The organism is Bacillus sp. PPSBB_2, assembly GCF_045291115.1.
GTDB classification, from domain to species: domain Bacteria; phylum Bacillota; class Bacilli; order Bacillales; family Bacillaceae_G; genus Bacillus_A; species Bacillus_A cereus.
In genome coordinates, this window is record NZ_CP147983.1 from 1,145,521 (window position 1) to 1,158,517 (window position 12,997).

A 12,997-nucleotide genomic window follows, 5' to 3' on the forward strand; every position below is an offset into this window, starting at 1 on the left:
ATAATCATAATGAGAAAAAGTTGCATAGTAATAAATTCGGGGATAAGGCATATGTATGAACAAGTATAGCCTTTTTGTTTGGGTAAAAATGACTATATGAACATTTTGGTCATTTTATAAAAGGGGGAGAAATTATGAAAGGTAATCAGTTACTTCGGAAAGAGTTCACGGAAATTATAAAAAGTAAAAAAATATTAATTCCAATTATTGCGGTCTTATTCGTACCGATTTTATATGCAGGGATGTTTTTGTGGGCCTTTTGGGATCCGTATAAACAGTTAGATGACTTACCAGTTGCAGTAGTCAATTTAGATAAAGGCGCAGTATTTGATGGGAAACCAATTGAGGTCGGAAAAGGGCTCGTTGATAATTTAAAAGATAATAAAAGTTTTAAATGGGAGTTCGTAAGTGAAAAAGAAGCAAAGAAAGGAATGGAAGGTAGAAAGTATTACATGTTAGTGCGCATTCCAGATGACTTCTCAAGTAACGCTACAACGTTACTAAAAGACAATCCAAAGCCATTAAACTTAGAGTACATTCCAAACGAAAGTTTAAACTTCTTATCTTCACAAATTGGAGGAACAGCCATTGAAAAGATTAAAACTGAAGTATCAAGCACGTTAACGAAAACATATGCAGAGAAAATGTTTGATTCCATTCAAGACGTCTCAAAAGGATTAGCAGATGGGGCGGAAGGAGCAAATAAACTACACGACGGATCAAGTGAGCTGCATGATGGTTCAAGTAAAGTGACGGATGGCCTTCATACACTTCAAGGGAAATCTGTGGAGATGAAGGATGGAGTTCAGAAATTAGCAGATGGATCTAATAAATTAGTAGATGGATCAGGCAAAGTAACAAACGGTTTAAATGTGCTAAATAGTAAAACAGGTGAAATGCAGGTAGGTATCGGAAAATTAGTAGATGGGTCAGGCAAAGTAACAAATGGTTTAAATACGCTAAATAGCAAAACAGGTGAAATGCAGATAGGTATAGGGAAATTAGTAGATGGGTCAGGCAAAGTAACAGATGGTTTACATGCATTAAATAGCAATGCAGGTATTGGGAAACTAGTAGATGGATCAGGCAAAGTAACAGATGGTTTACATGCATTAAATAGCAATGCAGGTATTGGGAAACTAGTAGATGGATCAGGCAAAGTAACAGACGGTTTAAATACGTTAAATAGTAAAACGGGTGAGTTGCGTGATGGATCTGAGAAAGTGACCGGTGGCTTGAACAAATTAGTAAGTAAATCCGGTGAATTAAAAACAGGAACAACGGATCTATCAAATGGTATGGGAAAACTTGTTGAAGGGCAAAGCCAATTAGAGGAAGGTTCTCAAGCGATCCAAAAGGGATTGCAAGAGTTAAATAGTAACGTACAAAAGTCTGCTGCAGGCTTAGAGGAAATGCAGTCGAAAGTTCCTTCTATATTGAATACAGTAAATGAAAAAATAGATGGAGCTGGGGCGAATGTAAATCAGTTAAATGAACTTACACAATCAACAGCAGGAGATGCAAAAAATGCAGCACAAGATGTAGCGAATTTACAAAAGCAAATTGAAAGTTTACCAAAAGAATATCAAGAGCAGTTACAGCCATTCGTAACAAGTGCTGTAAAAAGTACAGCGACAGTTCAGCAAAAAGCTGCCGGAGTAGCAGGTGGAACAAATAAATTAAATGAAGAAGTGAAACAACTAAAAGGTGAAATACATCAAACAACAAATGGGTTGCAAAAAAACTTACCAAATCCAGCAGGGATAAAAACTCTAGCAGGTGCTATTGAGAAACTAACGAGCGCACAAAATGAATTTGTTAGTAAGTTTCATGGATTTGGTGAGGGATTAGATAATGCAAAAATAGGTGCCGATAAATTAAAAGATGGATCAGTTCAATTAATTGATGGAGTAACGCAATTGCAAAGTGGCTCTGGAAAAGTGACAGCAGGATTAGGTCAATTATCTGCAGGAGTAAATCAATTAGCAGATGGGTCTGGTCAAGTAACAGGCGGTTTAGGAACATTATCTGTAGGAGTATCCAAATTAGCAGATGGGTCTGGTCAAGTAACAGGCGGTTTAGGGACATTATCTGTAGGTGTAACGAAATTAGCAGATGGCTCAAGCCAAGTAACAGGTGGTTTAGGAACATTATCTGCAGGAGTAAATCAATTAGCAGATGGATCTGGTCAAGTAACAGGCGGTTTAGGAACATTATCTGCAGGAGCAAATCAAATGGCAGGTGGTGTAAATCAATTAGCAAATGGCTCAAGCCAAGTAACAGGCGGCTTAGGAACATTATTTGCAGGAGCAAACCAAATGGCAGGTGGAGTAAATCAATTAGCAGATGGGTCTGGTCAAGTAACAGATGGTTTAGGAACATTATCTGTAGGAGCAAACCAAATGGCAGGTGGCGTAAATCAATTAGCAGATGGATCTAATCAAGTAACAACTGGCTTAGGTACTCTAAATGGTGGCCTAAATAAAATGTCAACCGGCTCAACCCAGCTAATCGACGGCGTAAATAAACTAGCAGATGGCTCAGGAAAAGTAACAGATGGTCTCGTAAAAGTAAACGACGGTTCAGGTGAACTTGCAGAGAAACTTGGCGAAGGGGCAGAGAAAACTGGGGAAGTAAAAGGAACGGATAAAACGTATGATATGTTTGCAAGTCCTGTAAAAGTGAAGACAGAGAAAATGGCGGAAGTTCCTAACTACGGAACTGGATTTACGCCGTATTTCTTATCACTCGGTTTATTTGTTGGGGCATTATTATTATCTATCGTATACCCATTACGTGATACAGTAGGCGTTCCAAAATCAGGATTTAGTTGGTTTATTAGTAAGTTCGGTGTTTTACTATCAGTTGGTATTATTCAAGCGATAGTAGCAGATGTTATATTACTGTTCGGATTAGGTGTAGAAGTACAAAGCATTCCATACTTCATACTCTTTAGCATCATTACAAGTTTAGCCTTTATCGCATTAATTCAATGTTTAGTAACAGCATTTGGTGATGCAGGCCGTTTTATCGCCATCATCACATTAATTATGCAGCTTACAACAAGTGCTGGAACATTCCCGTTAGAGTTGATTCCGAAATTTTTACAACCATTCAATGCTTGGTTACCGATGACATATTCTGTATCAGGACTGAAAGCAGTCGTATCAAGCGGAGACTTTGACTTCATGTGGCAAAACGTAGGGGTGCTCATGATTTTCATTGTTGTATTATCACTTGGAACAATTGCATCCTTAACTTGGATGCACAAACGACAATTTAGAAATATTGCGGAAAATCAATCGATTGAAGCTTAGAAAAAAGCACCTTTTTGGTGCTTTTTTATTTTAATAGAGGGCATCTTTTCCTTAGTTCATCTATAAATCTTTCTAAAAGCTATAGAAACGAAAGAAAAGGAATTACAACAATTTACAGAGAAACATAGGGTAGAGGAGTTGATATGATGAAAGGCAATCTTACTTATTATTTTATCGTAAATCCGCTAATAATCTTTCTTGTTTATGCCCTTTCACCTATATTGTTTGATAAAGAAGTATATACAAGTATGAAAGATGCATTTGGAATACTTACGTTCTATTATGTGTTAATGAGTGGATATTACTTTATTGATATTTTAAGTGAAAAGATAAAGAAAAAAAGTGATGGAGGATAACAAAATGACTGAAAGTGAAATGAAATTCCGGGATACGACCATTCGTAACTTTTTCGATAAAGAGGATCGTTTAAAATCGATTCCAGGTCAAAAGAAGAAAAAACTAGTATTGTTAGAGCATTTAATTAGCAAGTTAAATGCTGAAAATCAATATACAGAAAAAGAAATTAATACATTTATAAAACAATATCATGATGATTTTTGTACAATTAGACGTGAATTTATTATACAGGGGTTTATGAATAGAGAGGATAATATGTACTGTATAAACGGGAGAGAAGTTTGGAAGAAGTGGGAGGAGTTAAAATAATGAATCAGCGAGGGGATCCCCGCTGATTATAAGCCTGTGCTAGTCTTGCTGTTTCTTTGTAGTAAGTCTATGAACGCTTCAACATTCGAACTTGTAATGTATCCAAGCGTTATATATTCATCTTCATAGTAAAATATTATTTTTTTGTCAAAGATTCTTTTCTTCGTTTCTATGGATAGAATTTTTTCATAATCAAATTCGGCAATGAATGTGTTTTTATATTGGCTAAAAAAGAGAAGTCTTTGATTAGTAGCAAGTAACATGCCAGGATACGGGACTTTATGCGTAATCGTATAACCAGTAAGTGAACATTTTAAAGTAGATAAAATTTTTTCTTCTTTATGTAATAGTTGTTTTGCAGCTGTTAAGATTGGATTCATTGTATACATTCCTTTTATTTTGATATATGAATATTGTATCAAGAGTAAAAAGATTCTCAATATGTAATATTGCATATTGGCCGTTTTATAGTTGTAATATTATTTTTAAAAAGAAAAAGTACGAGGTGATTCAATGATACGGTTAGTAAAAGAGACTGATGCAGAAGCAATTATGAATATTAGAAAAGAAATTATATTATCGGAAACTACTACAAAATTTTTCATAGTATCCCCAAAGAAGTTACCGAATGATATGAATGCAGAAAGAGAAAAGATACGGAAAAGTAATGAGAAAGGTAATCTTTATATCGTGTATGAAGTAGATGGGAAGGTGGTAGGCTTTTTACTTTTCAACCGATATGAACTAGAACGGTTACAACACGCAGGCACAATGGGAATGGGGATTAAAGAGGCGTATTGTAATCAAGGCATAGGCACGAAATTAATTGAATTTCTTATTAGTTGGGCTAAAGGGCAGAAAGGTTTAGAGAAAATTTGCTTAGGTGTAGTTTCTGTTAATGATCGGGCAATTAAAGTGTACAAACGTATGGGCTTTGTAGAAGAAGGCAGACAACGAAAGCAAATTAAATATGAAGATGGATCATATGGAGATGACGTATTGATGGGGTTTTATATTGAATAAAGGATATATGGTATTAGGAAAAGGAATGTACATAACGTAAATTTCTAAAAGCAGTATAAATTCCCCTGCATTAACAGACTTTTTCCTATGTATAATATTAATATAGTAAAATCATAACAACCGATATTGCAGTTTCCAATAATATACTATATAATCAATTTAAGAAAACGTTTTCATGCAAAGGGGGAGAATTTCGTGTCGACTATAGAGGACGTGGCGAAATTAGCGGGGTTATCAAGGACAACGGTTTCTAGGGTGATTAATAATCATCCATATGTTTCAGATGAGAAGAAAAAAAGGGTTCAATTAGCAATGAAGCATTTAGGCTTCGTTCCTAATTCTGCGGCGAGAAGGCTTCGTAAACAAAAAACGGAAACAATTGCGGTGCTAGTTCCAAGGATTACAAATCCTTTCTTCAGTAGATTTATCGAAGCAATCGAGATTGCTGCTTCTGAACATAAATATAAACTGATTATTTGTCAAACAAGATATTTACCGGAAAAAGAGATGGAGTATTTACAATTATTATCTACGAAGCAAGTAGATGGGATTATTTTATGTTCACTAGAAAATCCGTGGGAAGATGTAGAGCCATACTTACAGCACGGTCCAATCGTGTTGTGTAATGAATATATTGAGGAAGCAAATATTCCAACAGTGAAGTTTGATCATGCGCAAGGAGCATACATAGCTGCGAAGCATGTGTTAGATCAAGGATATCGTAATCTTATTTTTTGCCGTGGTAACGAAACCAAAGTCGTTAGCCAGCAGCGAAAAATGGGCTTTTTACGTGCAATAACTGAGAAGAGCCGCCAAGTAGAAGCGATTGACTTTCTTGAAAACGCTTTCTCTTGGGAGGATGGAAAACGAATATTCCATGAAGTATTAAAGGACAAAAAAAATCCTACCGCGATTTTGGCAGGAGGCGATGAGGTAGCAGCTGGAATTATCTCAGAGGCGAAACGCCATAACTGGAGCATTCCAGATGATCTCGCTGTTATCGGTTTTGATAATCAAATATTATCGCAGATTACAGAACCAGGTATTACGACTATTGAACAGCCAATTGATGAAATGGCCCGAAAAGTTGTCGACCTGATGATGGATAAAATCCATACGAAAAATTATCGAAAAAAAGAATTGTATGAGTTTGAACTGGAGCTCTTGGTGAAAGGTTCAACGATGAAGGATAAGATGTTATTAGCCTAGTAGACTATGTCTGCTAGGTTTTTTTATGTTCACAAACTACTATTCTTCGTGAACGCAATCGTCACATTTGTTATGGTATGCTTCGTGTTGCTCATCAATTTCTTTCCCACAGTGCGCACAAGTTTTCGTCGGTAAATTTCTGAAAAACTCCATTGGTTGATCGATCATGTCAATCCCTCCATTTCCATTTCTTACTATCATTGTATTAGTACAAAAAATAAAAGTCAACAACTGTTTTATAACAAAATTGAAAATTAATGAAAAAGTTTAGGAAATGGATTATAGTTAACAATGTAGGATGTAAGTAAAACATGCATTCCTACTCGGTTTTAGAAAGGATGGATACATATGAAAATGACTGTTGTCGGCTTTTGGGGCGGCTTTCCAGAAGCGGGAGAAGCAACGTCGGGGTATTTGTTTGAACACGATGGTTTTCGTTTACTTGTAGACTGTGGTAGTGGTGTACTAGCACAGCTTCAAAAATATATAACACCATCTGATATAGATGCAGTTGTACTATCGCACTATCATCACGATCATGTTGCAGATATTGGGGTATTGCAATATGCGAGATTAATTACGAGCGCGACAACAAGGCAACTACCAGAACTACCAATATACGGTCATACGTTTGATGAGAATGGTTTCCATTCTTTAACACATGAACCGCATACGAAAGGAATCGCGTACAATCCAGAAGAAACACTTCAAATTGGACCGTTCTCGATTTCATTCTTAAAAACTGTTCATCCTGTTACATGCTTTGCGATGCGCATTACAGCTGGAGATGATGCTGTAGTATACAGCGCTGATTCCAGTTATATTCCTGAGTTTATTCCATTCACGAAAGATGCTGATCTTTTCATTTGTGAGTGTAATATGTATGCACATCAAGAGGCTGCAAAAGCAGGGCATATGAATAGTACAGAAGTAGCAAGTATTGCAAAAGATGCGAATGTAAAAGAACTTTTATTAACGCACTTACCGCATACAGGCAACCCATCTGATTTAGTAACAGAAGCAAAACAAATTTTCAGTGGCCATATTACGCTAGCGCATAGTGGCTACGTATGGAACTCATGAGGTGATACGATGTTATTTATTGATAATAAAGGAATTACAGACCCTAGAATAAACTTAGCGATTGAAGAATATTGTGTGAAGAATTTAGATATTAACGAAACATATTTACTGTTTTACATTAATGAGCCTTCGATTATCATTGGTAAAAACCAAAACACAGTAGAAGAAATTAATGCAGATTACGTAAAAGAAAAAGGTATTCATGTCGTTCGTCGTCTATCAGGCGGAGGCGCAGTATATCATGATTTAGGAAACTTAAACTTCAGCTTTATTACGAAAGATGATGGAGACAGTTTCAGCAACTTCAAAAAATTCACAGAGCCTGTAACGAAAGCGCTTAGTAAATTAGGCGTAAATGCAGAACTAAGTGGTCGTAACGACATTTTAGCTGAAGGTAGAAAAATTTCAGGTAATGCGCAGTTCTCAACGAAAGGTCGTATGTTCAGTCACGGTACGTTACTATTTGACTCTGAAATCGATCACGTCGTATCAGCGTTAAAAGTAAAAATGGATAAAATCCAATCAAAAGGTATTAAATCAATCCGTAGCCGCGTTGCGAACATTACAGAGTTCCTAAACGAAGAAATGACGACAGAGGAGTTTAGACAACTTCTTCTAGAAACAATTTTCGAAGGAGAAACAGAAATCCCAACGTATGAATTAACAGAAAATGATTGGAAAGAGATCCACAAACTTTCTGAAGAACGTTACCAAAATTGGGATTGGAACTACGGAAAATCACCGAAGTTCAACTTACAACATTCACACCGCTTCCCAGTTGGACAAGTTGATGTTCGTCTTGAAGTGAAAAAAGGAACAGTAACAGAATGTAAAATTTACGGCGACTTCTTCGGTTCACTAGATGTTCATGATATCGAAGAGCGTCTAACAGGCGTTCAGTTCGATAAAGATGCATTCACTGCAGCTTTAGAAGGCGTAGATATCGCACGCTACTTCGGTAACATTACAACAGAAGATTTCTTACATTTATTCTTCTAAAAATGAGGGAGGCTGCCATAAAGGCAGCCTCTTTCTTTTTGTAGTTTTGTCGATATAATTCCATTTACCACAAAATGTATACTTACAGGACATCTGCCTCTTATAAAGGAATATATATATGAAAAGGAGGCGAATCGAAATGAAAAGAGTAATGTACGTTATATTATTGCTCAGCTTCGTCATCGGAATGACAGCGTGTAACAGTGGATTGCCCTCAAGTCGTACAATTTTGTCTATCGGAAAACCGGCTGAGGATAATGTTATATATTTTACGCATACAGATAACAAACGAAAGATACATGATATACAAGACATGTTTCAAAATAAGAAGTGGAAAAGAAATGAAACATTCAGCGCTGTTAATAAAACGCCAGATGTCGTCTTATCAATAGATGAAAACAACAAAGGGTTACCGACGTTATATGTTACGGTGTATTTTCATGAAGATGGAGCGGACGCTCTTAACTTGCACGGCGAGCATACGACGTTAAATAAAGAGGAACTTAATAAACTTAGAGAAAAGATGAATGCATATTATCCTAAAATGATTTCTGATCTAGTTTCATAAATTACTTACAAATAAAATCCCCTTATTCTTCCAAAGTAAACTAAGAGTAGGTGGTCTGTCTATATGCAGTTAATAGAATATCACTTGCCACTTTAATTTTCTTTTAATATAATTAATTTAGAATTTTTAAATATTCTAAATTTTATAAAGGTGGGGTTTTTGTGAATCTCGTTCAATCTTTGGCTGAAACGGCAAAAAAGAAGGGGGATAAACCGGCTTATATATTTATGGATCAGTCGGTCTCATATGACCAATTAAACAAAATGGTCACAAGGTTTTCTGGCAATTTAGCAGAAATGGGCATTGGAAAAGGGGACAATGTCGCATTAGTTGTTGGGAACTCACCACATTTTTTGGTCGGTTTATACGGAACAATGAAAGCCGGAGCAACTGTTATTCCAGTTAATCCAATTTATACAGCAGACGAAATGCATTATATTTTACAAAATGGAGATGTAAAAACAATCATCGTACTCGACGTCCTTCTACCTGTTATACAATCTCTTACAACAAGACTTCCTTCATTAGAAAACATCATCATATGCGAAACCTCATCAGATTTTAACCATACAGAAACCGAAAAAATGAAAACGTTTACTAGTTTTGTGGGGACTGGAGATACAACTTACGAAGGTCCTGAACTAGATGAAGAAGATGTAGCGGTTATCCTATACACTTCGGGCACAACTGGAAAACCGAAAGGCGCTATGCTTACACATAAAAATTTATATAGTAATGCGAGCGATGTGGCTTCGTATTTACAATACACGGCTGATGACCGTGTTGTTGCGGCACTGCCTATGTTCCATGTATTCTGTTTAACAGTTGCGGTAAATGCACCGATTGTGAACGGGGCAACGATTTTAATGTTACCGAAATTTAGTCCGAAAGAAGTATTCCGTATTTGTCGTACGTACGAACCAACGATCTTTGCTGGCGTACCGACGATGTACAATTATTTATATTTATTTGAAGAAGCAAGCGCAGAAGATGTGAAGACGCTTCGTCTTTGTATTTCCGGTGGCGCATCGATGCCTGTTGCTCTTCTACAAAACTTTGAAAAACGTTTTAACGTTATTGTTTCAGAAGGATACGGTTTATCAGAAGCATCACCAGTTACTTGTTTCAATCCGCTAGATCGTCCTCGTAAACCAGGGTCGATTGGCACAAATATTTGGCATGTAGAAAATAAAATTGTAAATGAACTTGGGGAAGAAGTACCTGTCGGCGCAGTCGGCGAATTAATCGTTCGCGGACCTAACGTTATGAAAGGATACTATAATGCACCAGAAGATACAGCTGCGACATTGAAAGACGGCTGGCTATATACAGGTGACTTGGCGAAAATGGATGAAGAAGGTTACTTCTATATCGTTGATCGTAAAAAAGATATCGTCTTAGTTGGCGGTTATAACGTATACCCTCGTGAAGTAGAAGAAGTATTATATACGCACGAATCAGTAGCGGAAGTTGTTGTAATCGGTGTTCCTGATGAAAACTTAGGAGAAGCAGTGCGAGCTTACGTCGTTCTGAAACAAACGAACGTAACAGAAGAAGAACTAATGCATTACTGTACGTTACATTTAGCGAAATATAAAGTGCCGAAAAGTATTGAGTTTTTAATAGAATTACCGAAGAATACGACTGGTAAGTTGTTAAGAAGAGCATTGAGAGAGAAAGCGATGCAAGTGTAAAAATGAGGCAACCATCTTTGAAGGTGGTTGCCTCATTTTTTTGTGCATTGATTAAGCTGTGGTGCCATATATTTAAAGCTTCATATGACCAACAAGGAGGAGATATACATAGAACAGAAGGGATTAACGCTTACGGCGAGTGCAATATCTTATTTGTGAAATTATGGATGAACTCTGAAAGTGATAAGAACGGTAATTTTAATCCAAATGGAGTAATGAACCGTGAATCAATGGCTACGGTGTTAGTAAATGCATATAAATTAGAATGGAATGAAAATAGTAAGTTACCAAAAGAATTTGCTGATTTGAAAAATCATTGGGCTCGAAGTATGCCAATATTTTAGTTTAGCAAGAAAATTCAAAATCCAAGTTGACACATATGAATTACAGAATTAAAATGAAAAGAAATCGAATACAATACATTAGAAGCTAATCAGATAAACTGAAGGCGCACAATGTTCACATTTGTGAATATATTGTGTGCCTTTTTCTATTGTATAAACTAAGGGGGCTTAACGATGAAAAAGTGGGGTAAGACAGCGTTTATGAAAAGTACAGGTGTTTTATTATCAGCAGTTGTACTTTTATCAGGGTGTGGTTCGGCAACATCCACTAGTAATTCTGAAGGAAGTGGAGATAAAAAAACAGTTGAGCTTTTAAATGTTTCTTATGATCCAACTAGGGAGTTATATCAAGATTTTAATAAAGATTTTGCGAAGTATTGGAAAGAGAAGCATGGGCAAACAGTAAATGTAAAACAATCACATGGGGGATCTGGAAGTCAAGCGCGCTCTGTTATTGATGGCTTAGAAGCAGACGTTGTTACACTAGCACTTGCTTATGATATTGATGCCATTAGCAAGAAAAAACAACTAGCAGAAGATTGGCAGAAGCGACTTGCGAATAATTCCACTCCATACACGTCAACAATTGTATTTCTTGTTCGAAAAGGAAACCCGAAAGGAATTAAAGACTGGGATGATTTAACGAAAAAAGGTGTGTCTGTCATTACACCAAATCCAAAAACATCAGGCGGAGCACGTTGGAACTATTTAGCGGCGTGGGGATACGCATTGAAAAAATATAATAATAGTGAAGATAAGGCGAAAGAGTTTGTTAGCCAAATTTATAAAAACGTAGAAGTATTAGATTCAGGAGCGCGCGGAGCAACGACAACATTTGTTGAAAAAGGAATTGGAGACGTATTAATCGCGTGGGAAAATGAAGCGTTATTATCCCAAAAAGAGCTTGGAAAAGATAAATTTGAAATTGTAACCCCTTCTATTAGTATACTTGCAGAACCACCAGTAGCGGTTGTAGATAAAGTCGTTGATAAAAAAGGAACGAAAAAAGTAGCAGAAGGATACCTGGAATATTTGTACTCAGAAAAAGGGCAGGAAATTGCGGCGAAAAACTTTTATCGCCCGCGCAATGAAAAAGTAGCAGAAAAATATGCATCCCAATTTCCGAAAGTTCAATTATTTACAGTAGATGAACTATTTGGTGGCTGGAAAAAAGCACAAGAAAAACACTTTAATGACGGCGGCGTATTCGATAAAATTTATCAAAAATAATGCGTACTGCTAAAGGGGGATGAGGTGAAAGAGGATGAGGAAGAAGCGTGTTTTACCAGGGTTTGGATTATCGCTTGGATTTACAATGTTGTACATGAGCTTATTCGTACTTATACCACTTTCTATCGTATTTATTCAAACTTCACAGTTAGGTTGGAAGAAGTTCGCTGGGGTTATAACGAACGAGCGTGTGTTGCATTCCTATCAAGTTAGTTTTACAACTTCATTTGCAGCTGCTATTGTAAATGCCATTTTCGGTTTATTAATAGCTTGGGTGCTCGTACGCTACAAATTTCCAGGGAAACGACTATTAGATGGACTCATTGATTTACCGTTTGCACTTCCGACAGCTGTAGCTGGTATTACACTTACAACGCTTTATGCGGAAAATGGATGGATTGGGAAAATATTTAGTCTGTTTCATATAAAAGTAGCTTTTACACCACTCGGAATTATCGTTGCGCTTACTTTTATCGGTTTACCATTTGTCGTTCGAATGGTGCAACCAGTGCTGCAAAATATTGATAAAGAAGTAGAAGAGGCAGCTTCGAGTTTAGGTGCATCCCGCTTACAAATATTTGTGAAAATCATTTTACCAGAAATCTTTCCCGCTCTTCTTGCCGGTTTTTCACTCGCATTTGCAAGAGCATTAGGAGAATACGGATCTGTCGTTTTCATTGCAGGTAATATGCCGATGAAAACAGAAATTGCACCACTGATGATTATGACGAAACTAGAACAATATGATTATGCGGGGGCAACAGCTGTAGCGACCGTGATGCTTATTATTTCTCTCCTTTTCCTTCTTCTTATTAATATGATTCAAAGCTGGAGTAGAAGGCATGAACTAAAAAGTGAATAGGA

Annotated in this window: 14 protein-coding genes; 12 read left to right on the forward strand and 2 right to left on the reverse strand. The window is 36.7% G+C overall.

Annotated elements, in window-relative coordinates:
- Window positions 1-134 precede the first annotated feature (134 nt).
- The 3 genes from V6946_RS05550 to V6946_RS05560 all read left to right on the forward strand — a co-directional run bounded on the left by V6946_RS05550 (window position 135) and on the right by V6946_RS05560 (window position 3,983).
- The gene (locus V6946_RS05550; protein ID WP_406622260.1) at window positions 135-3,317 is read left to right on the forward strand and encodes a YhgE/Pip family protein; all 3,183 of its coding nucleotides are present in this window, start codon (window positions 135-137) and stop codon (window positions 3,315-3,317) included.
- Window positions 3,318-3,460: 143 nt separating this feature from the next.
- Window positions 3,461-3,673 (forward strand): hypothetical protein, encoded by a 213-nt coding sequence (locus tag V6946_RS05555; RefSeq protein ID WP_025710375.1) that lies wholly within the window; start codon window positions 3,461-3,463, stop codon window positions 3,671-3,673.
- A 4-nt stretch (window positions 3,674-3,677) separates the two neighbouring features.
- On the forward strand, window positions 3,678-3,983 hold the full coding sequence (locus V6946_RS05560) for a DUF2087 domain-containing protein (RefSeq protein ID WP_006915979.1): 306 nt from the start codon (window positions 3,678-3,680) through the stop codon (window positions 3,981-3,983).
- Between the two features lie 26 nt (window positions 3,984-4,009).
- On the opposite strand, the gene V6946_RS05565 is transcribed toward V6946_RS05560, so the two are convergent.
- Window positions 4,010-4,363, reverse strand: a complete 354-nt coding sequence (locus tag V6946_RS05565) for a PH domain-containing protein (protein WP_001068224.1) — start codon at window positions 4,361-4,363, stop codon at window positions 4,010-4,012.
- 133 nt (window positions 4,364-4,496) lie between these two features.
- Here V6946_RS05565 and V6946_RS05570 point away from each other — a divergent pair, with 133 nt between their 5' ends.
- Both V6946_RS05570 and V6946_RS05575 read left to right on the forward strand, forming a co-directional pair.
- On the forward strand, window positions 4,497-5,006 hold the full coding sequence (locus V6946_RS05570) for a GNAT family N-acetyltransferase (RefSeq protein WP_000620469.1): 510 nt from the start codon (window positions 4,497-4,499) through the stop codon (window positions 5,004-5,006).
- Window positions 5,007-5,201: 195 nt separating this feature from the next.
- The gene (locus tag V6946_RS05575) at window positions 5,202-6,215 is read left to right on the forward strand and encodes a LacI family DNA-binding transcriptional regulator (protein WP_000103715.1); all 1,014 of its coding nucleotides are present in this window, start codon (window positions 5,202-5,204) and stop codon (window positions 6,213-6,215) included.
- Window positions 6,216-6,254: 39 nt separating this feature from the next.
- Here the strand turns inward: V6946_RS05575 and yhfH are convergent, their stop codons facing one another.
- Window positions 6,255-6,383 carry a protein YhfH gene (gene yhfH / locus V6946_RS05580; protein ID WP_000567010.1) on the reverse strand — a complete coding sequence of 43 codons (129 nt, stop codon included), beginning with the start codon at window positions 6,381-6,383 and terminating at the stop codon, window positions 6,255-6,257.
- 180 nt (window positions 6,384-6,563) lie between these two features.
- On the opposite strand from yhfH, the gene V6946_RS05585 reads away from it, so the two are divergent.
- From V6946_RS05585 to cysT, 7 genes are all read left to right on the forward strand, one after another.
- Window positions 6,564-7,298: an MBL fold metallo-hydrolase gene (locus V6946_RS05585; protein WP_006916057.1), complete on the forward strand. Its 735-nt coding sequence runs from the start codon at window positions 6,564-6,566 to the stop codon at window positions 7,296-7,298.
- Between the two features lie 9 nt (window positions 7,299-7,307).
- Window positions 7,308-8,297 carry a lipoate--protein ligase gene (locus V6946_RS05590; RefSeq protein WP_000897285.1) on the forward strand — a complete coding sequence of 330 codons (990 nt, stop codon included), beginning with the start codon at window positions 7,308-7,310 and terminating at the stop codon, window positions 8,295-8,297.
- 139 nt (window positions 8,298-8,436) lie between these two features.
- A complete protein-coding gene (locus tag V6946_RS05595; RefSeq protein ID WP_366982243.1) occupies window positions 8,437-8,865 on the forward strand; it encodes a hypothetical protein in 429 nt (142 codons plus the stop codon).
- Between the two features lie 161 nt (window positions 8,866-9,026).
- Entirely contained in the window at window positions 9,027-10,559 is a 1,533-nt protein-coding gene (locus V6946_RS05600) for a fatty acid--CoA ligase family protein (RefSeq protein WP_006916060.1), read from the forward strand.
- 167 nt (window positions 10,560-10,726) lie between these two features.
- Window positions 10,727-10,903, forward strand: coding sequence for a hypothetical protein (locus V6946_RS05605; RefSeq protein WP_006916062.1), 177 nt, complete (start codon window positions 10,727-10,729; stop codon window positions 10,901-10,903).
- Window positions 10,904-11,077: 174 nt separating this feature from the next.
- Complete coding sequence (locus tag V6946_RS05610) at window positions 11,078-12,133, forward strand: sulfate ABC transporter substrate-binding protein (RefSeq protein ID WP_000758701.1); 1,056 nt, start codon at window positions 11,078-11,080, stop codon at window positions 12,131-12,133.
- 34 nt (window positions 12,134-12,167) lie between these two features.
- Window positions 12,168-12,995 carry a sulfate ABC transporter permease subunit CysT gene (gene cysT / locus V6946_RS05615; protein WP_001227879.1) on the forward strand — a complete coding sequence of 276 codons (828 nt, stop codon included), beginning with the start codon at window positions 12,168-12,170 and terminating at the stop codon, window positions 12,993-12,995.
- Window positions 12,996-12,997: the final 2 nt, after the last annotated feature.

Bases quoted from the DNA above. Each gene is read 5' to 3' on its own strand.
- V6946_RS05570 (WP_000620469.1), top strand. From the start codon at position 4,497: ATGATACGGTTAGTAAAAGAGACTGATGCAGAAGCAATTATGAATATT.
- V6946_RS05595 (WP_366982243.1), top strand. From the start codon at position 8,437: ATGAAAAGAGTAATGTACGTTATATTATTGCTCAGCTTCGTCATCGGA.
- yhfH (WP_000567010.1), bottom strand. From the start codon at position 6,383: ATGATCGATCAACCAATGGAGTTTTTCAGAAATTTACCGACGAAAACT.
- V6946_RS05610 (WP_000758701.1), top strand. From the start codon at position 11,078: ATGAAAAAGTGGGGTAAGACAGCGTTTATGAAAAGTACAGGTGTTTTA.
- V6946_RS05585 (WP_006916057.1), top strand. From the start codon at position 6,564: ATGAAAATGACTGTTGTCGGCTTTTGGGGCGGCTTTCCAGAAGCGGGA.
- V6946_RS05590 (WP_000897285.1), top strand. From the start codon at position 7,308: ATGTTATTTATTGATAATAAAGGAATTACAGACCCTAGAATAAACTTA.
- cysT (WP_001227879.1), top strand. From the start codon at position 12,168: ATGAGGAAGAAGCGTGTTTTACCAGGGTTTGGATTATCGCTTGGATTT.
- V6946_RS05560 (WP_006915979.1), top strand. From the start codon at position 3,678: ATGACTGAAAGTGAAATGAAATTCCGGGATACGACCATTCGTAACTTT.
- V6946_RS05555 (WP_025710375.1), top strand. From the start codon at position 3,461: ATGATGAAAGGCAATCTTACTTATTATTTTATCGTAAATCCGCTAATA.
- V6946_RS05605 (WP_006916062.1), top strand. From the start codon at position 10,727: ATGAACTCTGAAAGTGATAAGAACGGTAATTTTAATCCAAATGGAGTA.
- V6946_RS05550 (WP_406622260.1), top strand. From the start codon at position 135: ATGAAAGGTAATCAGTTACTTCGGAAAGAGTTCACGGAAATTATAAAA.
- V6946_RS05565 (WP_001068224.1), bottom strand. From the start codon at position 4,363: ATGAATCCAATCTTAACAGCTGCAAAACAACTATTACATAAAGAAGAA.